Below are 23,188 nucleotides of genomic sequence, written 5' to 3'. Positions count from 1 at the left end.
AGCTTCAGCCGCTCCAGAAGCGGGTTACGCTTTACCAGACATGAGCGGATCTGCGTGTGGGCAAGAGCCGCATCGTCTCCGGTTGTCGCCAGACGAACTGGTCCAGGCGGGGTTGGACATCGCTGATCCATTCAGTGATGTCGGCCAGCTCTGCTTCGAATGCCGCATAGGCATGTGCCGATTCAAAAGCGTTGACCTGCACACAGACCGTTTCTCCCTCGCGAACCGGCAATCTGGAGAAGGTGTTTTCGCTCCGTTCGGTTACGAAGCGCGCATCGCTGCGTGCACCAGCTCGCTGCATGAGGGGGGCGACATAGTTGCCGAAAAACGTCACAAATTCGTCTTCGCGCCGAGGCGCCAGAGAGTAGGTCGTCACCGTTACTAGCGGTTTGCCGCCATTGGCCGAACGCGCCGCGGTGAACGGCGGTTGTCCGGCAGAGCGGAGCAGAAGCACGTTGTCGGAGTTGATCATGGTATCATTGGCGGCCGCTCCGAACGCCTTCCATACGGGGCCGCCGTAGAACTCTGCAAGCGACCTGGCCCGGGAGGGCATGTCAGGGAATGACCGGACCCAGACGAAAGCGTCGGGATCGTCGCAATCACGATACATGCCGTGCAGGCTCATGCCGGTGGCAATCTGGCTTTCGATAAATTCGCGTTCAAACAATTCGATGAGGTCATCGCGCCTGCCGCGCTTCAGGCGGTAGTGGCATAATTCAAAAACAGGACCTTCCGACATTCGGTTCTCCAAAACAGGTTAATTGACCTGTTATTGTCAAGCGTCTAGATCAGGGTGTCGATATTTTTGGCTTGAGCGCGATGACCAAACGCAGGAACGACCCCATTCGAATGAGAGAGCGGATCTCGGAAGATGCGTTTGCTGCTTTCATGCAGCACGGCTATGCCTCCACTGGCATGCAGGACATCAGGCAAATCACCGGCGTGTCCGGAGGCGCGCTGGCGCACCATTTTCCTGCAAAACGGGACTTACTCCTGGAAGTCATTCGCACCCAGCTTGGCCGCGCCGTCTATCGCACGTGCATCGAGCCGTTTCTCGCAGCGCCTGACGCACTCCAGGGGGTGCGTGCCATGTTCGGCGTCGTTCGATCGGAATTAAGGGATGCCGAAGTGATAACCGGTTGCCCTTTGAACAATCTTGCGCTTGAGCTTTCCACGCTTGATGTTGAGGCCCGAGAGGAACTCGATAGGCTGTTTCAGAAATGGCGAGAAGCGATTGCCGAGCGTATCGGCAAGGATGTCGAGCTTGGTCTCGCACAATTCCCTGACCCTGGAAAAATGGCCACCTTGATTGTGGCCAGTTTTTCGGGCGCCATGTCCATGGCCAAGGCTTCGCAGAGCGTCGAGCAATTGGAATCCTGCGGTAACCAAATCGAGGACCTTATGAGCCCGCATTATACCCGCCTTAGCGAATATTAAGAGCAGTAGGCCAATGACCTGGTATCGCGCTTCAATCTACCGACGCGACCGTTTCCCGGTCGACGCTACTGCTCACGCCGCCTGGCTTTCACAAGCTAAAGACGCTCTGCATAATGCGATGCAGGTTCTTTCCTCGCGGTCAGCATAACATGATCCTCGGAGGCATCCGCAAGCGCCAGTGCCAATTCCGCTGCAGACCATCCGCGTCTCTCCAGTTTATTGAGCATTTCCATCATTGCGATTTCGACCTCTCTTCTGCAGTTCGAAATCAGTTTCAGTTCGATGAGGTTCCCTTTGCAACTGGTAATCATCCTAGCCTCCGTTTGCCACATGAGAGGGCTGCTTGATATGAAAGTTCGTAAAATCAGTGGAATGGCGAGAGTTGCGCGCAATCATCAGCCTCAAACAAACCGATACAGATAGTGCCTCAAATACGCGCAATCCTCGCTTCGCCGTCACTTGCCTTGACCGACGATTGCCTCAATGCTCCGCAGTCGCGAGCTCACGTAATCGCCATGCCGAAGCTTTGCGAATTCGTCGGTCGTTTGTGCCGGCGCATTTTTGAAAACGTACCACTGGCCATCGGGCTCACGCTTCTGATAGATCAGGCCTCCCCTCTTGCGGTGGCTGAAGCAGGTGATTGCCGCTACCGTCCCGTTTTTGGCGTGCCAATCGGCGTTGAAACAGAGTTTACCCGGCGCGGTGATGAACCAGCGGCCTATGCCGTAGGACGCTGCCCCATTTTCCCGCGACCAGGCGGTGAAGGTGCGCGCCTTTACTGAAAAATAGCCTGCGCCAGCTTTCCAGATCCAAGAATTCTGGCCGTAGAGTTTGTAGATTTCCGCATTGCTCAGAGGCTTCGAGGTTTCGATCCCGGCGGGTTCCCGAGTTCCAGCCGCAGACGCGGCCGTGGCGACGCCGCCGGCTAATGCGACTGCAAGAAGCACTTTTTGAACTGTCGACATGATTGGGTTCCTTCTTGGTCAATTGATGGTCTGGCGGGCAATCCGCCAGTCAGGCCGGCCATAGCCGTCTGGCCACGGGTAGACTTCACGGTCGTTGAAGTAGATGACGGCGCTCAGCGCAGGGAACTCGGCATATCGCTTCGTCACGCTTTCGGCCCAGTTTCGCACATACGAGTCGTCGCCCTCGTAGCCGAGTTCGGCAACCATGACCGGCTTGCCATAGCGCGCGACACGAGCATATCCGGGCGAGAGGCGCTCGGAAAACGTCTGGTCACGGCCGGTTTTATCCCTGTCGTACTGCTGCAGGCCAAAGACCGAGAGGCCGACAAGGTCAACGACATCGTCGCCAGGATAAAAGGCTTCGAGTCCTTCGTTGCCCTTGGGCGACCACATGTATTTGGCCGTCTTCAGATGAGCCTTGCAGACACGAACCACCCGGCGAAAAGCTTCCACATAATCCGCACCACGCCAGTGCGACCAGGAGAACTGATTGTCCGTCTCGTCCATTTCCTGGCCCCACCTTATGATGACAGGACTTTTCAGCGTAGCGGCGGCCGAGCAAACGGCGGCCATGTTGCCGTCGCGCGAACCGTTTAAGATGCTGTGCAGCAGTTCTTGCGACGTCTGGCGCCAGTCGGGCGACCAGGACCAGGGTTCGACGGAGATCAGTAAGGTGCGACCGCGAGCTTGCGCATAGTCATCGGCAAAGGCCAGCGTGGAGAGGTCGACGTCTTCCCATGGCAGAAAGAGATGTTCAATCTTCGAACTGGATGCTTCGGCGAAATCGCCATGCGGATCATAGGCGCCGAGGGTTATCGATTCAGGGGTTACGATCGGCCTCTTGATCGACGGCGTACTTGATGGCGCGGTCATCGCAAGTGACTGCGCTTTGGGAATCCCGCGCGGGGCGGTTGCCGTGAGCACGGCTCCGGACAGCAACAGGCTGGTTAGCGACAAGGCTACTACTTTTGACAGGCTATGCATTGTCAACCTCCTTCAGGCTTAGACGCCGCCAATCCGGATGAGCGGCCTCCGTTCTCATTTCGATTTCCGCCGGAACGGAAATCCAACGTGGCTTCAGTATGGTCCTGCGTAATGCGGCTCCACCCTTGCCGGCGCCGGCAACCGCGTAACGCTCTTCGAAAATCTGCAGGCGCCCACTTCCCCAGGCGAGCGCCTCGGCCCCGTCTTTCCCGTGTATGGTCGTTGCAACCCCCGGCAGTGCGATAAGCGCCAGGAGTGCCGTCACCATTGCCGGACGGTAGAAACGGGGGGCTGCTGCGATCGTGTTTTCCCGCGCATGCCGGACGACGATGACCACCAGCAGCAGCGTGTAGATTGCCGCGTTCAGGATGGTGAAGAGATAGAACCCCTTGGGCGCTCCGGCGCTATTGATCGCCAGGGCGGGCAGCACGGCTGCGACTGCGAGGAAGACGTAAGGCCCCAGAACGCGCAGCGGCAACGGATCGACTTCCGATCGACCTTTCGGGGTGACCCGGAAATCGACGAACGATCCGGTGAACCAGTCATAGACCGCCGCCAAGGTGCCGGCGACTGCCCAGGGCCAGCGTGCGAAAAGAAAGAGCATGCATTCCCAGCTCAGGATCTTCGCGTCGTAGGGCCGGAACGAACCGCTGGCCCGCCAGCGGTAAGCCATCAGCACGAGAATGACCGAGAGCGGTGCGAAATGCGCCAGAAAATCCGGATAGGTCACGGTTACGAAGTTTTCGCCACGCGCGAGGGCGATGATCGGCATCGCAAACATGAGCAGCATGAAGAATGCGAAAAGCGGGTACCAGAGCTGTGAAAAGAGGAACTGGAACTTGAGCCTGAGCGGCAACCGGCCGACAAGGCGGGGTGAGTACCGCAACAGGAGCATGACGAGGCTTCGTGACCACTGAAATTCCTGTGTCACAAGATCGCTGAAGGTGCTGGGGCCGTCGCCATGAGCGATCGCGTCGAGGGCGTGTACGCCCCGCCAGCCGGCAGCATTCATCATCAATGTCGTCGAGTGGTCTTCCGCCAGTTCCGGGCCGAGGCCACCGATCTCCCCGAGCGCCGCCGTGCGAACCGCATAATGCGATCCTATGCACAGCGGCGCCAGCCCCCCATTGTAGCCGGCTTGCAGCGAGCCGTGCATGCTGGCTTCGGCGTAGAGCCTTCCGCGTGCCGACCAGCTTTCGGACGCGTTCTTATCGCAGATGCTGGGCGCCGAGACATAGCCGACTTTCGGATCGGCGAAGGGGCGCAGCATCTGGAAAAGATAGCCGGGCTCAGGAACATGATCCGCATCAAGCTGTGCCACGAAGTCATAGCGGTCGTAACCGTAATGGTCGTAGAAGAAGGCGAGATTGCCTTCCTTGCAACGCGTGCGCCTGGGCCAGGAGGTCCTGTGGTAGTCGGGTCGTCCTTTGCGGGTCGAAACGAAGACGCCGTGCCTGCTGCACCAATCGAGGGTTTCGGCGGAAGGGTCCTCGTCGGCAATCCAGGTATCATGCGGCACATCCTGGGCAAGCATCGCCTGCAATGTCTCCCTGACGACGGAGAAGGGCTCCGACGGTGCCTTGGTCACGACCATGGCCACGCGACTGCCGGCCGGTAGGCGCAAGGGGCCGTTTGGTTTTGCTGCCCGGTAGAAGACGATGATGAAATAGGCCGGCAGAACGGTGATCCAGGCCAGTACGAGGCTCACGATAATGGAGCCGAACGCGTCTATGTGATGGCGTGACTCCAGCCACCAGGCCCAGAAATAAATGAAAGCAACGGCCCACACGCCCGCCCCGGAAAGATATTCCACTCGGCGATACCCAGTCAGAACCGGCACGAGCAGCGGCTCCTGGGCGCGCTCCGAGACATCCGTCGCTCTGACGATTGAAAGTTCGCTCACGAACGCACCTCCAATCCAAAGAACGGAGCGGCCGTCCGCACGATGGTCTTCAGGTCGGAGTGTTGAGGCTGGAAGCCCAGCGTCTCACGAGCTAAGCCGGGGTCCGCGTAAAGGCTGGGCGGATCGCCGGGCCGGCGCGGACGGATCACGATCGGAACCTCGCGTCCGGTCGTTTCCTCGATCATGAGCAAGACTTCTTTGATGGAAAAACCGCGTCCGGTACCGAGATTGAGAGCGATGTTTGCCCCGCCTCTCACGAGATGATCAAAAGCGAGGACGTGGGCGCGTGCGAGATCGGCGACGTGGATATAGTCCCTTATGCAGGTACCATCCGGCGTGTCGTAGTCGTCACCGAAGATCTCCAGGTGCGGGATCTGGCCGGCTGCAGCCTGCATTGCCCGTGGAATGAGGTGGGTTTCTGGAAAATGCCATTCACCAAGCTCGCCTTCCGGATCGGCTCCGCAGGCGTTGAAGTAGCGCAGCGCGACGTAACGCAGGCCGAAAGCAACCGCGTAGTCGGCGAGCACATTCTCACCGATCAGCTTGGTCTTGCCGTAAGGATTGATCGGAGCCTTTGGCATCGCCTCATCAATCGGCAGTGTGAGAGGGATCCCATAGACGGCGCAACTCGATGAAAATATGATGTTCTGAAGCCCGGTCTGCCGGCAGGCATCGGCAAGCGACAATGCGCCGCAGACATTGTTGTTGTAGTATTTTGCAGGATTTTGCACCGACTCGCCGACATAAGCCGATGCCGCGAAATGGATGACGGCGTCGGGGGCATATTTTTCGATGACCTCGATCAGGCCGTCGGAATCGAGGATGTCGCCCTCGATGAAAGGCCCCCAGCGGACAGACGATCGGTTCCCGGTCGTGAGATTGTCGTAGACGATCGGCTCGATCCCTTCCGATCGAAGCAACTTGGCAGTGTGACTGCCGATAAAGCCGGCACCACCTGTGACAAGGACCCGGGGCGCACCCATCAGATCGCCTCCGCCAATTCGGGGGTCGCGCGGGTGAGAAGGCGATCGAAATGGCCGATCGTCTGCACGAGGCCGCTCGCCAAATCCACATTCGGACGCCAGCCGAGTTCCTGCATGGCGAGCGAAATATCGGGGCGGCGCTGGCGAGGATCGTCGGCGGGCAGCGGGCGATGGATGATTTTCGACCGGGACCGGGTCAGTCCGATCACCTGTTCTGCCAGCTCTCCAATCGTGAATTCCCCGGGATTGCCGAGATTGATCGGTCCCGTCAGCGAGGCCGACGAGGCCATCATGCGAATGAAGCCATCGATGAGATCGTCGACAAAGCAGAACGAACGGGTCTGTGAACCGTCGCCGTATATCGTGATATCCTGTCCCGTCAGGGCCTGGACGACGAAATTCGAAACCACGCGGCCGTCGTCCGGGCGCATTCGAGGACCGTATGTGTTGAAGATGCGAACGACTTTGATCTCGACGTCGTGCTTTTTGTGAAAGTCGAAGAATAAAGTCTCTGCGCAACGCTTGCCTTCATCGTAACAGGAGCGCGGGCCAAAAGGATTGACGTTGCCCCAGTAACTTTCGACCTGCGGGTGGACATTGGGGTCCCCGTAGACCTCGGAGGTGGAAGCCTGGAGGATGCGTGCACCGGTGCGCGCAGCCAGCTCCAGCAGGTTGAGCGACCCTATCACGCAGGTCTTCGTGGTGTGGACCGGGTCGGATTGATAGTGCGGGGGAGATGCCGGGCAGGCGAGATTGTAGATCTCGTCAACTTCCAGCTCGATGGGCAGCACGATGTCGTGGGCGATGACGTCGAAGGCATCGAAGTGATTCAGATGAGCGATATTACGCCTTAGACCCGTGGAAAAATTGTCGAGACAGATCACCTGATGGCCGGCGGCCAGGAGCGCCTCGCATAGATGTGATCCGAGGAAACCTGCGCCGCCGGCGACAAGAATTCTCTTTCGCGACTGATGGCTATGTGATGAAGAATTCCTGCCACTGACCGAAGCTTGTGCAGAACGCGCACGAATGTCACCAAGATAGTTCACAACTATCCTCCCATGTTCTGGTTTTTGTTTTGGATATGTGTCGTTTCACATTGAGAGTGCTGCAAAACTGCATCGCTCTGGCAATTGAATGCTTGGCTGTCCCGGCTTGTATTCGGAATTAACCATTACTTAATTGGATACAGCCTCAAGGCGCAATTGTCGTTATCCCTGCATCCTAAAAATTGTCGTTCCGTACATTTCTGCTTAAGAGGGAATATGATAGAAAGCTTATGCACGTGACGTTTCAGCCACTTCCGTTGTTCCGGGCGGAGTGTGCGGAGGTTCAGCCGTGAAAACGAGTGCCTGCTCTCAATTTCAACGGCCAGGATCGGCTTATGCGCTGGAGAAATTGGATGGCTACGAGGTCCGGGTCTGGAGATAAACCCGCCGAGGGACAGGAATGGCCAACCCACATGGAGCGGCGGCGCTGGCCGCGCGAACCGTCCCAGGAGAAAGAAGATCGTTTGGATGTCCCTCCTGCTTTGGTGCCATTGCGATTTTCGACACAAGACCTGCCACCGAAAGAACAATTCAAGGCGTGGCGGTCACATATGGCGCCGCTCGTGGATGTTCATCTGCCGGACGAAAGATCACCGGACGACAGTTTTTTCGCCGAACAGATTGGTTGGCGTCTCGACGACATACTTATCGTCCAGCAGCGCGCGCAGGCATACAGCTATGTCCGAGATCAAGCCATGCTGCGGTCGAGCCCGATCGACCATTGGAACGTCGGTATGCTTCGCAGCGGTCGGGCTTGGACGGAGGTCAGTCGTCATGTGACGGAGACCGGCCCGGGGGAGATATTTTTCAGGTCTCTCGGCAGTCCGTACCGCGGGCGAATAACCGATTCGATCGCTGTGTTTGTCTTCTTGCCCTATGAACTGTTGGCCGGCGATGCGAGTCTTCTTCAGAACGCCAACAACGTGGTCCTCTCCGGCAGTCTGGCTGAATTGCTCATCAGCTATATCAACGGCCTGGAAGCGAACCTGAGCAATTTGACGGCAGCGGAGGTGCCGCGGATCATACGAACGATCGGCGATATGGTCGTTGCTTGCGCTGCATCGTCCACAAAATTGAATAACAATCAGGATCAGACGATGGGCCCGATGGAGCGGGCACATCGCTACATTCACCTCAACCTTCATTCAGATAATTTGACGCCTGACGTCATGTGCCGCGCGTTGGGTATCTCCCGTACACGGCTCTACCAGTTGTTCGAAGCGAACGGGGGCGTCCTCAACTACATTCGCAAACGTCGATTGCTGCAGGCATATGCAGATCTTAGCAACCCGTCAGATAGCAGGCCGATTTCGCAGATCGCGGAGGCGGCCGGTTTCGACGTCGCCGCCAATTTTACCCGCGCTTTCAGCCACGAGTTTGGGCTCAGCCCGCGTGAGATCCGGAAGACTGCGGCAAGCGAGCACCCGGCCGGTCCGGTCGCTCGTGCCACGCAACGTTACGGGACGACGATCGGCGACTGGCTAACCCTTGGAGGTTGATCCGGGGTTATTGCCAGGGCTTTCGTCAGCCAAGTCTGAGATCGATCGCCGGATGCAACTTCTTCAAGTTTGGAAGAGACTTTGATTGCCAATGATATTCGGAGCTTCCGCGTACCGTTAAGTGAACATTCGGCTTATTGCGTATCTCAATCGTGAGCTTCGCGAGCAGGTTGATTCCGGATGAATTGAGAAACTGCAACCCGGTAAGGTCCACGGTAATGTGATCCGGCTCGGTTTCCAGAATACTCATGACGAGGGAAAAAATCGGCGCATAGGCTTCCGTGCTGGGCAGGCGCATGGACCCGTCGAAATAGATCTCCGTACCCTCCGACCAGACGCGATATTCTTCTTGCTTTATTTCCATATTGAACAGCCCAATCAATTCGAGACATTCGGAACTGCGATAGACGCATAGGTTTCCAGCGGAATTTTGCCGTCTGGCTCTTCAGATCCAAAAACCCACGCAAAGTGGGCGCCATAATCGCTCATCAGCGTTAGAAGCCCGAGGCCTGAGCTGCTTGTGTTCGTGCCGATCGCATTCGCCTCGATCCGCTTTATGAGAAGCTCGCCCGGATCTCCTGCAGTGATTTGCGATAGCAAATGCTGGAACTGCATGGCTGGTTTCTCCTCGATAAGATTGGAGACTTTTGCCCGGAAGACATTGTCGTCGACCGAGGCTTCCACGACGATCTCGCCGGCAGCCCGGAACTTTACCGCGTTCTCAATGAGTTCATTCGTCAGATAGCCGACATTGTGCCGAACCTCCTTGTAGAGGCTGCGGGATGCGCGGTAGCGCAGGGCGATGAACTCGGCGACGAAATCCGACGTGATCGCGCAGTGCTTCCAGCCAAGATCGAGAGGCCCCTCGAAGAGGCAAAGCCTGGTGATATTTTCGCCTGTTCCGATCGCCAGATCTTCCAATCCGTACAAGGTCGTCATTCGCTCACCTGTGTCTCATAACAACGAGTGTGATGTCGTCATGAATCTTCTGAGTTCCGATATGGGTCATCAGGTCGTCGATGATACCGACTTTGACATCCTCGGCGCTCTGGCCGTATCGCCGACCGGCGCTTTCGCAAAGTCGCTCGATGCCGAAAAGCTCACCGGCGCGATTCTCGGCCTCGGTCACGCCGTCGGTGTGGAGAATGATCATGTCGTCGCGATCAAAGGAGACTTCACGCGTTACCACGAATGGCGAAATATCCGGTTCCAGCCCGATCGGCAGGCCGAGATCCAGCGTATCGATCCGCTCCACCTTTCCCAGCTTGCGGACAACGATCAGTTCCTCATGCTGGCCCGAAAGGGTCAGGCGCTTTCCATCATAATCCAAGAAGGCGAGCGACAGGTGTTTGTTGGTGCTGGTCCTGACGAGGTTCTTGTAGATGGCTCGGTTCACACTGTTCAGAAATTGCGACGGATCCATGTCGCCCGCTTCCTGCAGGGCTCGTGCAGTCGATTGGACCATCAACATCAGGACGCCGCTTTCGAGGCCATGTCCGGTCACGTCGCCGATGCCGATTTTCAGCCGCTTTCCGTCCCTCAGGACATCGTAGTAATCGCCTCCGACCTCGTCGGCTGGCCGCATATAGGCTGCGATTTCCAGATCGGTAATTTCCTCCAGCTCACGGGCCTTGGGGAGGACCATCATCTGGATGCGGCGTGCGACAGCGAGTTCTGCGCCGAGGCGCAAGTTTTCGCTGCGCAACTTATGATTCAGAGCGGAGATTTGCAGGTTTGCCTCTTCGATCTCCTTGGTTCTGTCCTCAACGAGCTGCTCGAGATTTTCCGTATGGAAGCTGATCTGTTCCGCCATGCGATTGAAGGCTAGGCCCGCCTCGCCGACCTCGTCATGTGTCGGGATATCGAGCCTGACCGAATAATCCTTGGCCTGTATGCGCTTGGCGGCATCGGCGAGCGCGCTGATGCCTCTGGTTATACGCTTCGATATGGCGAAAACGGCTCCGATGACGAAGCACAGGGATACGAGGAGGGCGAGAATCTGGTAGATCAGGATCCGGTTCGTCGCTTGTGAAATTCCTGCCTGGGCCGCAAACAACGAGGCGTAGATCTCGCGCTCCGGCACGACGATGCCGAGCAGCATAGCCTCACGCCGGACCGGGCCGGAGACCCAGAGGTTCGTCGGCTGCAGCTGTTTCAGGACGACGAGGTAGGGGACCTTCTCGCCGTTTTCATCAAGGAGAATGTGCCGCAGCAGTCCGTCCTCCCCCAGCGGCAGCTGCGCGATTTCCGGCTGCAGGCTTCTTCTCAGAGAGCGGTTCAGGCCGGTCACGCCTTCACCGCCCGTATCGCTTGATGCTTGCAGGCCGATGATTTTCTCGCCGATGGGATTGATAGCGACGACATTGCCGTCCGACATGGTGAGGAAGCCGAAGCCATTGTCGGCGACTTTGACGTTCTCGACGATTTCCGCCAGTTGGTCGAGGGTGATGTCAGTGCCGGCGGCGCCTGCAACCTTCGTGCGGTCCGGAGACCAGAGGGGCTGAAAGAAGCTGACGATGAGCTTGCCGGTGATCGCATCCGTATAAGGCGCCGTTTGAGTGATGACGTCGCTGACCGGACGCTGCCCCGGATCCGTGGCCCATTGCTCCCAGGACTCGTAGAGCCCGGGAAAAAAGAAAGTCCAGAATTCCGCGCTGTTATGGCCCGGGTAGAGCTTGTCGAAGGTCTGGGCCTGATCCGTGTAAGGCGCTGTCCTGAAGATCGGGCGTTCCTTCGGGCCGATGTAATACATCTGCAGCTTCGAAAGACCGTTTGCCAGGAGGCTCGGCGCGACCAGATCAAGGACGGCGCTGTTTTCTATCTCCCTCTGAACCTCGGGCAACGGAACGTGATCGGGGCCTAAGAGATATCCCCAGACGCTGACGACGGATAGTGGGCCGGGCAGGTTCTGGGCCCATCCTCCTTTCGCATCGTAAACGACGTCGACGGTTCCCGGAGCGCCGCGAGCCATTGCCTCACCGATCTGGGTTTCCCTCAAGGGGCGATCGATCTGCGACTGAAGGACGCCTGCCAATGTGTTCACGTCGGAATGAACCTGGTTCAGGAGCAGATTGACGTGTTCGGCCGTCGTTTCCGCGTAGGAACGGATATAGCCCTGATTGGCCTGTTCCAGCCCTTGGCCGACCTCGGCGGTTGCATCGCGGGAGAGCCTTTGCACATTCCAAAGCGCCAGGCCCCCGGTCACGAGCAGATCGAAGAGCACGGCGCTCCCGACGACGAGAACGAACTTCGCGCGGAACGAGCGCAGGCCAAAACGTGCGATCTGCTGACTGGGGGTGCTCATGGCGGTTTGCGTCCGGATGCCGCCCAGATTGGCCAGCCGGCATAGCCCTTGGGATGAAGGGCTGCAAAGATGTGGTCGCTGAAACCCTGGCGGAAGCGTTCCATAAATTCGGGAGGATCGCCACGTTTCATGGCCATTTCTCCGGCGTAGACGTTTTCCCAGGCCGCGATGACATCGGCGAAGTCCTGTGGGTCTCCGTCGAGGTTGGTGACCATGAAGGATTCCATGAGGATATCGTCAAAGCCGGCGTCGACGAGATATCGGCGGCTCTTGGGCCCAAGCTCCACATCCATGTCGAAGTGGCTGAACAGCTTCGCAACCTCGTTATATGTCCATTGAATACTCTTCGATCGGGGTTCTCCCAGGCAGTGCGAATTCTTTTCGTTGGTTATATACACCCGCCCGCCCGGCTTGCAGATCCGGTAAAGCTCCTTCAAAAGCACGGTCGGGCGGTTGAATATCTGAAGCGAATGGCGGCAGGTCACGAGGTCGAACTGATTGTCCTCGAGCAACATTTCGGACGCGTCGCCATAGGTATATTCGATATCGGCAATGCCGAAGCTGGCTGCCATGTCGCGTGCATAGGCGAGGCTTGCCTTCGAATGGTCGAGCGCCACGATGCGCGTCGGCTGGAACTCCTTTTTGACAAGCATGGCGAAATCGCCGATGCCGCAGCAGATATCGGCCATCACGACCCCGGGGCGCATACCGTGACGGGGAAGGATCGTTCGCTCGTGGCGCCAGGTCATCTTGGTCTGCGTGCGCAATATCGGAATGAAACTCGTATCCTCGACAAAGGCCTGGCCGGGGTAGAATTTTGAATCGTAGACCTCCACCGTAACCCGGGGCTCGATCCTGTTCAGGTGCCTGAACATGCGTTCGGTCCAGCCAACGACGCTTGAAGTCACTACCACGAAACTAAGATCGGACCTCGACCGACAAGCGTCCAGAACAACACGGGCAAAGGCCTGGAACGCTGTGTTGTTCATCTGGACGAGACGTTTCACATTGATGTAGAGAACCCCGCGCACGTCATCGATAGCCTCTTTGAGCACGGAAATGCTTGCGGCGATCTCATCGACCGAGCGCGGCCGGATCACGCCGGCCAGCGAGAACTCCTGGCTATTGACGTCGAATTCCGCATTGAAGGGCGATGAAAAGACCGTCGTGTTCAATTTATGGCCCTTTCAAGCGGCAGGTCGACGACGAACGTTATGGATGCCGGAGCACGTTCTTCCAGACGAACGTCGGCGTCGAAATTGATCGCCAGATCAAGAAGGATAACTTCTCTGTTTGGCGTCTGATCCGTTGAAATGGCACCAAGATAGCGCGAGAACGCATCTTCCTGATGGGTTCTCGACACCGCCTCACGGTAGAATTCCTGCTGCCCTGAAGGACATGTAAAGCTGAGCTTCACACGCTCCATCAAGTCGCGTCGATAAACGATGCAGTCTATCCTGCCTTCGGGCGAACCGCCCCGGAATGATATCTCCAGCAGCTCATTGAGAGCAAACGAGAAGAAATTCGAGTGCCGGATGGGATCCGTGCGGTTGTGACTGATCATCCGCGCCATGAAGGTCGACAGTTGATCGCAATGCTGCCAGTCGGAAAGAAAGGTTCCCATATCCATCTCAAACTGGAGCAGAGGCGCGAAGGCCGCTTCTGCTGGCTTCTTGCTGGCTGCACACATGCCGGTTCCTCCTGCCCATGCCCGCTCCGAGGAAGTTCAAAAATTGACTGTCACATTCGCCGAGGATCCAACGGTCGCATTGGTTTGGGAATGGGGAAATTCCCGAAAGGGACGGGCGGCGTAGACTTCCTGAGGAACGCGCCTATCCTCTCGGCGGGCATTGGCTTACTTAGAAAATATCCCTGCAGCCGATCACAGGCTTTCTTGTTGAGCCAAGCGGCTTGTTCCGTCGTTTCCACTCCTTCGGCAGTGACGCTCATGCCGAGCCCGTGGGCGAGTGCGATAATGGACCGGACGATCGTCTGGCTTTTGTTATCGACCTCGAGATCCTTGATGAAATATTGGTCGATCTTGATCGTATCGAAGGGGAAGTTTTTCAGATAACTGAGCGATGAATAGTAGGTTCCAAAATCGTCAAGCGATATCTGCACTCCCAGCATTTTGAGTGTGTTGAGCGTATCGAGATTGTTGATCGTTCGCTCTAGAAGCACAGACTCGGTGATTTCGAGCTCGAGCCGTTCGGCGCGTATTCCGACAAGATCCAAGGTTTGAGCAATGCGGTCGGTAAGCCCTGCATGCAGGAATTCCGCCGGAGAGAGATTGACGGCAACCGTGAAGTGGGGTGGCCACGTCATTGCCTCGCGACAGGATTGTTCAAGAGCCCATTGGCCGATATCGCTCATCAAACCGTCCGTCTCGGCCATCGGAATGAAGAGGCCGGGTGGAATGATGCCCATGACGGGATGGCGCCATCGCAATAGCGCTTCGAAGCCTACGATCGAGAAGGGCGGCTGCACAAGTGGCTGATATTCAATGAAGAATTGCCCCTCTTTGAGCGCAGTTCGCAAGCTGCGGCGCAATGTCTCTCGCTGTTCCAGAACCATAAGCATGGAGCGGTTAAACCTCCTCGCCCTGCGCCGGCCATCCTCCTTGGCAGCGTAGAGTGCAATGTCTGCCGCTTTCATGAGCTGTTCGAATTCGTCTCCATCTGCTGGGGCAACCGCAACTCCAACGCTTGCACCGACAAAGACGTTAAGGCCCTCGACCATGAATGGCTCCCGGAAGGCATGGACGAGGGCTTCTGCCAGACGTTCCGCTTCCCCGGGTTGAGCGTTTTTCCGCTGAATGACTGCAAACTCGTCGCCGGCCAATCGATAAGCGAATTCCTGCTCTCCGAGCACGCTCTTTATCCGTTCGGCAGCCATCTTCAGAACCACGTCGCCTGCACCATGGCCCAGTGTGTCGTTGACCGGTTTAAAATCGTCGAGGTCGATCTGCATGAGGGCGAACTTTACCCTCTTCGATGTGGTCAGAACATCTCGCAGTTGATCGCTGAATTGCCGTCGATTTGGCAGCCCTGTTAAAACATCATGGGTAGCTTGGTAAAGGAGAAGCACTCGGTCGTTCTCAGCCTGGCTATAGGTCCCGCGCAGGCTTGAGTTACCATTCGTTTCGACAACCCCCAAGCCGCAAGGGCTGCGGAAAACGATGAGTGTGCGCTGATCTGCTGTCTTCGCGTTTGCAATCTCGATCTTTCGCGGGAAACCATTCGAAAGTACAAGTTCAACCGCAGATTTCGTTAAAGGGGCCAGAAGCTCCGGATAGACATGCCACAATGTCGTGTCGACGAGTGAATCAAGGCCATATGTCTGCCGGTACTTTGCCGAGCATTCGGTGAGATGAAAGCTCTCGTCATAAAGAGAGACCACGTCGTCGGTATCGGCAAGGAGATCGGTTTCGACAGAAGCAGGCTTCGTCGTATCCCGGTTCGGCATCCTTTCCTCCCCTTCCATAAGGTCCTCTCGGAAAACAATCCTGCTAATTCATCTACACTCGCTGGGCTTTGATGCGGCTCAATTTTGTTCCCTAAATTAGTTGTTTCTGAATAAATATCGCAAAACGTGTTGCATTCAATGCCGCTCCACCAACGAAATAATAATTTTCTCAGTTACTTTGTTGTCTCCGGGGAGGATGCGAGATGCAATTCGGGCGCTCACGTGTGTCCAATTACCAACGCGGCCGCAGAACCTTGGCAATACCGCGGAAATTATCGGTCTTGGCGGATATGGCCGCCAGCCTCAGTGCACTCCCTGTGGAAACCAAGTTCGAGCCGGTCAGATGTCGGGTCGGAATGCCAGCTTGCAGTTCTATCCCACGGAACAATTCGCCGAATGCCGGGAGACAGCGAAAGACGCACGACATGTCGGACAGAGCGAGACATCCGGCTCTTTCGCCTGCCTCCGGACTTCCGGCCTCAACCGTCGCCTTGATCAGTAGTCGAGGGAAGCTTTCGATGTGCAGTGCGATTTCATGCCAAATCCGCTTGGGGTACAAATCCAGGGACTGGGTCCACCATAGGCCAGTACCGACTGCGAAGACTGGAGCTTGGAGCGCTCCACCGTGGTCTTGTTGATTGCCGCAGTGACCGTCATATCCCTCTTTGCAGAACCGGTTGCCGACGTTGTCATCGATGTCACTGTCTGGGAATGGTCGGGCATAACCGTGCAGGACGACAGGAATGCCATCATTAAAATCGTTGTACGAGTCACCAGCTAAATCTCCCATTCGTGCGCTCTTCACACCTGTAGAAGAAATTGCTGAAATAATGCTTATCGCCAGTTATCAAGCTTTATGGTCGGGATTCGCGACAGCCGCCATGTGAAGATGTCTGCTGATCGTGGATTTGGGTATCTCCAGAAATTGCGAAGCCTTGTTGACGCTCTGCGCGTTGACGGTCTCGCAAAACAACACGAGCCCGTTTAGTCGATACAACGGGAGTTTCTCCTACCCCATCTCCTGGCGGGTATATCGATGACCTGGTGACATTGCGCGGCACCATTCGCCCGCCACACGATCCCAAAATCCGGTATTAACCAGGGCCTGTTCATTGCTGCACTTGACGCGCTCTCGCCTATTGCCTGGAAAAATTTCGCTCTTACTAAATCAAAAATCCTGATACAAAGGACCGGCAACAGCAGTTTTGAACATGAAACCCAATTTTCTCACCATATCCGCAAATACAGGCAGTTCGGTACTTAAAGGACTTGCGTCTCCTATCCGGATCAACATTCTGCAGCTTCTGCACGATCGCGGCAAAATGAATGTCAATGAGATCAGTGCCGCGCTGTCGCTGCCTCAATCGACAGTGGCCGTAAATATATTGACGCTGGAGGAGGCGGGGCTGATCGATACCCACTCCGTCAAGGCGACAAAAGGGCATCAGAAAGTATGCAGCGCGAAGTATGACGAAGTCATAGTTCGTTTCGATACTCCCGAGAAAAGCCAGAACAGCAACCAGATTGAGGTTGCGATGCCGCTTGGCCTCTTCACGAGTTGTGAGGTGTCGGCGCCATGTGGCCTCTGCTCCCCCGAGGGGGTTATCGGATTGCTTGATGTGCCGGACTTCTTCCTGGATCCCGGTCGGGTCCAGGCGGCGCTGATCTGGTTCGGGCGCGGGAATGTGGAATACAAGTTCCCGAATAACGCCAGGCTTCTCAACTCGACCATCGAGGCGGTGGAGTTTTCCATGGAATTGTCGTCCGAAGTTCCAGGGACGAATGTTAATTGGCCGTCCGATATCACGTTATGGGTCAATGATCACAAGGTGGGGACGTGGACATCTCCCGGAGACTATGGCGACAAGCGCGGCGTCTATACTCCCAAGTGGTGGAAGCTCGAAGGTTCGCAATACGGCAAGCTGAAAACCTTCCGGATAACCAAACAGGGATCATTTGTTGATGGAGTTTCCATCTCGAATGTCACTATCGACGATGTCGGCATGGCCGATCATCATTCCATTCGAATGAAGATCGGGATCAAGGAAAATGCCCCCCATCCGGGAGGCATCAACATCTTTGGCCGTGGCTTCGGCAATTATGACCAGGACATCGTGATGCGTCTTTATATTGCCTGAAGCCGGAGCTTATGCGGCAGCGTTAAACCGGACGACACTCCATGAAGCCGGCGGGACAGTCACGGTGGTCCGAGAACTCAGAGCCTCCACGCCCTGCAATGTGCGTGGGGCGATCTTGTCAGGGTTGTTTTTCGTGTTGCTGGCTTTAAGCTCCTCGTGGTGAAGCGTATGGGCGCGCTGCAGCCCCAGGTTTCCGAAACCTGTCGCAGCAATATCGATTTGCATGTCGTCGGAGAGATGCCGGTTCAAAATGAACAGCGTAACGGTTTTGTCCGCCTCAGAATGCACGGCTGAAAATTTGAGATAAGGCACCGGATCGATCTTGTCATAAAGATCTTCTGTGTGGGTTGGATCATAATAACGCGTTGAATACGTCGGCGTGTCAACGTTGGTTCTCAGCACCCTACCTCTGCCGAGGTTGCTGAAATCCGAGAATGGCCAGAAGATCGTCTGGCGCCAGGCCGGGCCGCCGGTCTCGGTCATGATCGGGGCGATCGCGTTGACCAGCTGGGCAAGGCAGCCCGCCTTGACCCGATCGGCGTGATTGAGCAGCGAAATGCAGGCGCCGCCGAAGGCAAGCGCGTCCTGCATGTTATATTCCTCCTCCAGAATGGGCGGGGCGACCGGCCAACCCTCCTTGACGCGGTTATGCTCACCGCGCCTTGTGCGGTACCAGACGTTCCACTCGTCGAAGCTGAGCATAATGCGTTTGCGCGAGCGGCGCCGCGCGGCCACCGCATCTGCGATCGCAACCACCTCATCGATAAAACTGTCCATCAGGTCGGGACTTGCCAGGAAGGAAGGCGTGTCATCGGCATAATTGTTGAGATACGTATGCAGAGATATGAACTCGACATGGTCGAAAGTGTGCTCAAGCACGATCCTTTCCCACTCGCCATAGGTCGCCATCTTTCGGCCGGAGGATCCGCATGCCGCCAGTTCGATCGTCGGGTCCGTCATCCGCATCATCTTGGCGGTCTCAGTGGCAATGCGACCGTATTCTTCGGCCGTTTTTGCTCCCATCTGCCAACCTCCGTCCATCTCATTGCCCAGGCACCAGAATTTGATGTCGTGCGGCGTCTCCCAGCCATGCTGGCGGCGAAGGTCGGAAAGATGGGTGCCCGATGGATGGTTGCAATATTCGAGCAGGTGACGCGCTTCGTCAGGACCACGCGTGCCGAGGTTGACTGCCAACATCGGTTCGATATCCGCAGCCCGGCACCAGTCCATGAACTCGTTGGTCCCGAAGTGGTTCGTATCGACCGACTTCCATGCGAGATCGAGCCGACGGGGGCGCTGCTCGATCGGCCCCACGCCATCTTCCCAATTGTAACCGGAGACGAAGTTGCCGCCAGGGTAGCGCATGATGGTCGGATTGAGCTCCCGTACGAGCTCCAGAACATCTCGTCGGAACCCCTTACCGTCCGCCGTCGGATGGCCGGGTTCGAAAATCCCGCCATATACGCAACGGCCGAGGTGCTCGATGAATGCACCGAAAAGACGCTTGTCGGTTTCACCAATAATGAAGTCCCGGTCGAACCGGACTTGGGCCTTGATCATCTTAAATCTCGCTCCGATGAAAAAAAGGATATTTCAGCCGCTAGCGCACTTGCGGCTCTGAACTGCTGACATGCGGGTGTGGCGATGCCCGCGCCTGCTGCGAAGCGGCGCTGTCGCCGATCAACACGCCGTGACCATGAGGATCGGGGGACAGAACGGCGGACTTCAGGAGCTGGGAATAGGAATGCTGCGGGTTTTCCAGAACAGTGCGGGCCGGACCACTTTCGACAACCTCGCCCTTGCGCATGATGATGATCCTGTCGCTGACGTAATAGGCCGTCGCAAGGTCGTGCGTAATATAGATGATCGACACCTTCAGGTCGTCGCGAAGCGTTCGAAACAGATTGACTATGGACATTCTCAATGAGGCGTCGACCATCGAGACAGGCTCGTCGGCGACGATCATCGAAGGGCCGGGGATGAGCGCGCGGGCAATCGCAACCCGCTGCAACTGTCCTCCGGACAGTTCGTGAGGAAACCTGCCGCGAACCTCGCCGAGCGAAAGGCCAACCTTGTTCAAGGCTGCATCGGCCGCCGCTTCATGCTGTGCGGATGAGCGTGCGTCTGTGAAGTTCTTTGCGGTCATGAACAGATAACGATCCACGCGCTTCAGGGGATTGAATGCTTCGAAGGGGTTTTGGAAGATCGGCTGTACTTCCTTCATGAATCTTCGCCGCGCACCTCCGCCGCGGATCGATGCCAGATCCTGCCCTTTGAAAAAAATCGTCCCGGCGGTCGGCCGGACCATGTTGAGGATCATTCTGGCCAACGTGGTCTTGCCGCTTCCGGATTCGCCGATGATTGTGAAGACCTGCGGCTCGTTATTGTCGATATGGAAGGTGACGTCGTCGACAGCCCGGAATTCCTCGCGCCCCAGGAGACCGCCGCGCTTGTAGAGCTTCGAAACCTTGTCTAGGCCCAGAAGGGGCGTGGTCATCGCACGACCTCCAGCGTTTTCATCTCACCTTGTTCTCCGTCCTTGCTTGGCTGCACTTTTGTGCTCGCTGCGAAGCATGCCACCCGATGATCCTCGGCAAGCATCGTCAGCGCCGGGTTTTCATGGCGACAAATTTCCATGGCGAGAGGGCAGCGGGGATGGAAGCGGCATCCCTTGGGTGGATCGGCCAGGTTGGGTGGAGATCCGCTTAGTGCGCTACGTGGTTGCGTGTCGCCGATCTTTGGGAGGCTCGCAATCAAATGAGCGGTATAAGGATGCATCGGGTTGGAAAACACATCCGCCGTTCGACCTTCCTCAACAAGCCTTCCGGCATACATGATACCCAGCCGGTCCGTGACGTTGGCGTGAACCGTCAGGTCGTGGGTCACGAAGATCATCGATGATCCGAATTCCGTTTGCGTCTCGCGGATCATGGCGAGGACGTCTTTCTGGACAACGACATCAAGAGCGGTCGTGGGCTCATCGGCGATGATGAATTCAGGCTTGCAGAGGGTGGCGAGTGCTATGCAGACGCGCTGTCGCATACCGCCGGACAGTTCGTGCGGGTAGGCATGAAGGATTTCGGCAGGAAGGCGCAGACGCTCAAGATGACGCTTAACCTCGAGATCGAATTCAGCGCGCCCCAAATGCATGTGCCGGAACGCAAAATCCTCAAACGTCTTATGGATCCGCCGAACGGGGTTGAGAACGTTCATCGAGCCCTGAAGAATATAGGATAGGTGGCGCCAGCGAATGGCGGAGCGTTCTGCCGCAGGCAGCTCATACAGACCATCCTTGATGAAGCTGTATTTCACATGCCCTGCGACGATTTCCAAGGGCGGCCTGATTGCTGCGGCGATAGCCTTTATGAAAGTTGTTTTGCCACAGCTGGATTCGCCGGCGATGCCGTAGATCTCGTTCTTGCGCACGTGCATCGAGATGCCATCGACCGCCCGCACTTCGCGGTCGATACCGAAATATTTCATACGATAGTAGGCACGCAGATCATGCGTTTCTAACACGTGGGAACTATCCCGGACGGATGAGGCGGGGATATGGACCATCACGAATTCCCCATCCGGTCGAGCCGGCTTCGCGGGTCGATGTACTCATTCATGGAAATGGATAGGAGGAAGAGGCCGATGAACGTCAGCGTCACGAACAGGGTGGGGAAGAAATACCACCACCAGATGCCTGAAACCATTGCGCTGTGCTGATTGGCCCAGAAGATCATGCCGCCGATTGTCGGCGTATCGACATCGGTAAAACCCAGCACCGCAAGCGTGACTTCCAGCCCGATCGACCAGTTCATGTTGTTCATGAAGGTCGAAAAGACAATCGGCAGCACGTAGGGCAGGTGCTCCTGGGTGACGATCCTCGGCATGGACATGCCGGAAAAGACGCTGGTGTTGGTGAACTCCCTGGTCCTCAGGCTGATCATGACTGATCGGATCAATCGGGCATCATAAGCCCAACCAAGCCCTGCCATTACAAGTGCAAGTACAAACCAGGTCATGTCGTCCCGCAGGACGAAGTAGAGGAGCACCAGAAGAGGGAACAGCGGGATGACGATGAAGGTGTCGTTAATCGACATCAGGACACGATCGACGGCTCCCCCGACATAGCCTGAGACCAACCCGATCGCCAAAGAGAGAATGCGACTGATCAGCGCGACGATGAAGCCGAATGCGAGCGTGTTGCGGATCGCGAACGTCAGCTGCCAGAAGATGTCCTGGCCGCGCGAGTTGGTGCCGAACACGTATTCGGCTGACGGTGGGGCGTCCATTGCGACCAGATAGGAATCGATTGGCTCATAGGGCGAGAAAAACGACGCGGCGGCGATGCCGAGGATGATCACCATGATCATGAAGCCGATGGCGAATTCGCCGTTGTAGCGGAACAGATCCCTAAAGACGGCAATCATTGGGTCACCTGTACGCGTGGATCGATCAATGGGTAGATAATGTCGATGATGAACACGGCGGCCGACACCGCGATGATGGCGATCGACGTGATACCGAGGACGAGCGAGTAATCGGCCGCATGAACCGCCTCGACCAGAAGGCGGCCAATCCCTGGATATCCGAAGACCTGTTCGGTGATGACTGCGCCATTGAAGATCGCACCAATCGACATAGCAAGGCCGGTGATCTGCGGCAGGAAGGCGTTGCGCATCACATAGGAGGTCACCAGCCGTCTCTCGGGCACGCCGGCAAGAGACGCGTAGGTCACATAGTCATCGGTCACGATGTTTGAGACCAACGCGCGCATGCCCATGAACCAGCTTCCGACACCGACAAGGATAAGGGAAAACGACGGCAGGATGGAATGAAGCAGAACACTGCCGATGAACTTAAGCGTCCATCCGGGCGTCATGTTCATTTCGTAGCCGCCGCTGCTCGGCAAGATCGGCAGCACGAAGGTAAAGGCGATCAAGAGGACGAAGGCGACGATGTAATATGGGACCGGATGCAGGCCCATCATGATCATGCCAATTATCCGGAGGACCCTATTTCGGCTGTAATAACCGGCCAGTCCGCCGATGATATTGCCGATGAACCAGCTCAAAATGGTTGATACCGTAAGGAGTCCTATCGTCCAAGGGATGGCTCTTCCAATCAATTCACTCACGGGTGTGGGGAATGCCGACAACGATGGACCGAAGTCGAGCGTGGCAAGTCGTTGCCAGAAGACGAGATACTCCTCCCATAGATTGTCGCCCACTCCGTAAAGCTCCCGCAACGACTGCCGGAGAAGCTCGATGGATTCAGGGCTGGAAAAGCCAAATGTACTGACTTGTGCGACGGCATGCTCGACCGGATCGATCGGCGTCAGATGCGTGATCAGAAACGTGATGCTGATACCGACGAATACGACAAGCGCGAATTGCAAGACGCGTTTGCCCACGTAGATGACGTAGGATCGCATTGATGCCTCATGTCCTGGAAAGAGGTTCCGCCCGGC

The 23,188-nt window shown here is 56.8% G+C and carries 22 protein-coding genes; 3 read left to right on the top strand and 19 right to left on the bottom strand.

Features of this window, described 5'->3' with window-relative positions; all coding sequences use genetic code 11:
* Positions 1-31 precede the first annotated feature (31 nt).
* Positions 32-739, bottom strand: coding sequence for an NIPSNAP family protein (locus J2046_RS28225; RefSeq protein WP_210057460.1), 708 nt, complete (start codon positions 737-739; stop codon positions 32-34).
* Positions 740-819: 80 nt separating this feature from the next.
* Here J2046_RS28225 and J2046_RS28220 point away from each other — a divergent pair, with 80 nt between their 5' ends.
* Positions 820-1,437 (top strand): TetR/AcrR family transcriptional regulator, encoded by a 618-nt coding sequence (locus J2046_RS28220; RefSeq protein ID WP_233470349.1) that lies wholly within the window; start codon positions 820-822, stop codon positions 1,435-1,437.
* 95 nt (positions 1,438-1,532) lie between these two features.
* Here the strand turns inward: J2046_RS28220 and J2046_RS28215 are convergent, their stop codons facing one another.
* From J2046_RS28215 to J2046_RS28190, 6 genes are all read right to left on the bottom strand, one after another.
* Complete coding sequence (locus J2046_RS28215) at positions 1,533-1,748, bottom strand: hypothetical protein (protein ID WP_210057456.1); 216 nt, start codon at positions 1,746-1,748, stop codon at positions 1,533-1,535.
* 144 nt (positions 1,749-1,892) lie between these two features.
* Positions 1,893-2,402, bottom strand: a complete 510-nt coding sequence (locus J2046_RS28210) for a DUF995 domain-containing protein (protein ID WP_210057454.1) — start codon at positions 2,400-2,402, stop codon at positions 1,893-1,895.
* 18 nt (positions 2,403-2,420) lie between these two features.
* Positions 2,421-3,386 carry a glycoside hydrolase family 26 protein gene (locus J2046_RS28205; protein WP_210057452.1) on the bottom strand — a complete coding sequence of 322 codons (966 nt, stop codon included), beginning with the start codon at positions 3,384-3,386 and terminating at the stop codon, positions 2,421-2,423.
* Positions 3,379-5,289: a glycosyltransferase family 2 protein gene (locus J2046_RS28200; protein WP_210057450.1), complete on the bottom strand. Its 1,911-nt coding sequence runs from the start codon at positions 5,287-5,289 to the stop codon at positions 3,379-3,381. The genes J2046_RS28205 and J2046_RS28200 overlap by 8 nt, the downstream gene beginning before the upstream one ends.
* Complete coding sequence (galE, locus tag J2046_RS28195; protein ID WP_210057448.1) at positions 5,286-6,272, bottom strand: UDP-glucose 4-epimerase GalE; 987 nt, start codon at positions 6,270-6,272, stop codon at positions 5,286-5,288. The genes J2046_RS28200 and galE overlap by 4 nt, the downstream gene beginning before the upstream one ends.
* Complete coding sequence (locus J2046_RS28190) at positions 6,272-7,321, bottom strand: UDP-glucuronic acid decarboxylase family protein (RefSeq protein WP_210057446.1); 1,050 nt, start codon at positions 7,319-7,321, stop codon at positions 6,272-6,274. Before J2046_RS28190 ends, galE begins: the two co-directional genes overlap by 1 nt.
* A 353-nt stretch (positions 7,322-7,674) precedes the next feature.
* Between J2046_RS28190 and J2046_RS28185 the strand changes: the two genes are divergently transcribed.
* Positions 7,675-8,820, top strand: a complete 1,146-nt coding sequence (locus J2046_RS28185; protein WP_210057445.1) for a helix-turn-helix domain-containing protein — start codon at positions 7,675-7,677, stop codon at positions 8,818-8,820.
* 25 nt (positions 8,821-8,845) lie between these two features.
* Here J2046_RS28185 and J2046_RS28180 read toward each other — a convergent pair whose 3' ends face one another.
* The 7 genes from J2046_RS28180 to J2046_RS28150 all read right to left on the bottom strand — a co-directional run bounded on the left by J2046_RS28180 (position 8,846) and on the right by J2046_RS28150 (position 16,379).
* Positions 8,846-9,184, bottom strand: coding sequence for a slr1659 superfamily regulator (locus tag J2046_RS28180; RefSeq protein ID WP_037153852.1), 339 nt, complete (start codon positions 9,182-9,184; stop codon positions 8,846-8,848).
* 14 nt (positions 9,185-9,198) lie between these two features.
* Positions 9,199-9,759, bottom strand: coding sequence for a slr1658 superfamily regulator (locus J2046_RS28175; protein WP_210057443.1), 561 nt, complete (start codon positions 9,757-9,759; stop codon positions 9,199-9,201).
* A gap of 4 nt (positions 9,760-9,763) precedes the next feature.
* Entirely contained in the window at positions 9,764-12,124 is a 2,361-nt protein-coding gene (locus J2046_RS28170) for a SpoIIE family protein phosphatase (protein ID WP_210057442.1), read from the bottom strand.
* Positions 12,121-13,299 carry a class I SAM-dependent methyltransferase gene (locus tag J2046_RS28165; protein WP_210057440.1) on the bottom strand — a complete coding sequence of 393 codons (1,179 nt, stop codon included), beginning with the start codon at positions 13,297-13,299 and terminating at the stop codon, positions 12,121-12,123. Before J2046_RS28165 ends, J2046_RS28170 begins: the two co-directional genes overlap by 4 nt.
* A complete protein-coding gene (locus J2046_RS28160; protein ID WP_210057439.1) occupies positions 13,296-13,814 on the bottom strand; it encodes a ubiquinone biosynthesis methyltransferase UbiE in 519 nt (172 codons plus the stop codon). The genes J2046_RS28165 and J2046_RS28160 overlap by 4 nt, the downstream gene beginning before the upstream one ends.
* 50 nt (positions 13,815-13,864) lie before the next feature.
* The gene (locus tag J2046_RS28155) at positions 13,865-15,589 is read right to left on the bottom strand and encodes a putative bifunctional diguanylate cyclase/phosphodiesterase (RefSeq protein ID WP_210057437.1); all 1,725 of its coding nucleotides are present in this window, start codon (positions 15,587-15,589) and stop codon (positions 13,865-13,867) included.
* A 232-nt stretch (positions 15,590-15,821) separates the two neighbouring features.
* Positions 15,822-16,379 carry a hypothetical protein gene (locus J2046_RS28150; protein ID WP_210057435.1) on the bottom strand — a complete coding sequence of 186 codons (558 nt, stop codon included), beginning with the start codon at positions 16,377-16,379 and terminating at the stop codon, positions 15,822-15,824.
* A 421-nt stretch (positions 16,380-16,800) separates the two neighbouring features.
* Between J2046_RS28150 and J2046_RS28145 the strand changes: the two genes are divergently transcribed.
* Positions 16,801-17,727 (top strand): ArsR/SmtB family transcription factor, encoded by a 927-nt coding sequence (locus J2046_RS28145; protein ID WP_210057433.1) that lies wholly within the window; start codon positions 16,801-16,803, stop codon positions 17,725-17,727.
* Between the two features lie 9 nt (positions 17,728-17,736).
* Here J2046_RS28145 and arfA read toward each other — a convergent pair whose 3' ends face one another.
* The 5 genes from arfA to J2046_RS28120 are packed head-to-tail and all read right to left on the bottom strand — an operon-like array spanning position 17,737 to position 23,152.
* Entirely contained in the window at positions 17,737-19,284 is a 1,548-nt protein-coding gene (gene arfA, locus J2046_RS28140) for an arabinosylfuranosidase ArfA (RefSeq protein WP_411828561.1), read from the bottom strand.
* A 43-nt stretch (positions 19,285-19,327) separates the two neighbouring features.
* The gene (locus J2046_RS28135; RefSeq protein ID WP_210057429.1) at positions 19,328-20,224 is read right to left on the bottom strand and encodes an ABC transporter ATP-binding protein; all 897 of its coding nucleotides are present in this window, start codon (positions 20,222-20,224) and stop codon (positions 19,328-19,330) included.
* Positions 20,221-21,288: an ABC transporter ATP-binding protein gene (locus tag J2046_RS28130; RefSeq protein ID WP_210057427.1), complete on the bottom strand. Its 1,068-nt coding sequence runs from the start codon at positions 21,286-21,288 to the stop codon at positions 20,221-20,223. Before J2046_RS28130 ends, J2046_RS28135 begins: the two co-directional genes overlap by 4 nt.
* Positions 21,288-22,148, bottom strand: coding sequence for an ABC transporter permease (locus tag J2046_RS28125; RefSeq protein ID WP_037153437.1), 861 nt, complete (start codon positions 22,146-22,148; stop codon positions 21,288-21,290). The genes J2046_RS28130 and J2046_RS28125 overlap by 1 nt, the downstream gene beginning before the upstream one ends.
* Complete coding sequence (locus tag J2046_RS28120; RefSeq protein ID WP_210057425.1) at positions 22,145-23,152, bottom strand: ABC transporter permease; 1,008 nt, start codon at positions 23,150-23,152, stop codon at positions 22,145-22,147. The genes J2046_RS28125 and J2046_RS28120 overlap by 4 nt, the downstream gene beginning before the upstream one ends.
* Positions 23,153-23,188 lie beyond the last annotated feature (36 nt).

The sequence above is a fragment of the Neorhizobium petrolearium genome (genome assembly GCF_017873175.1).
Taxonomy (GTDB): Bacteria; Pseudomonadota; Alphaproteobacteria; order Rhizobiales; family Rhizobiaceae; genus Neorhizobium; species Neorhizobium petrolearium.
The sequence above is the reverse complement of the archived record's forward strand: the minus strand, read 5'-3'. Positions and strand labels throughout refer to the sequence as shown.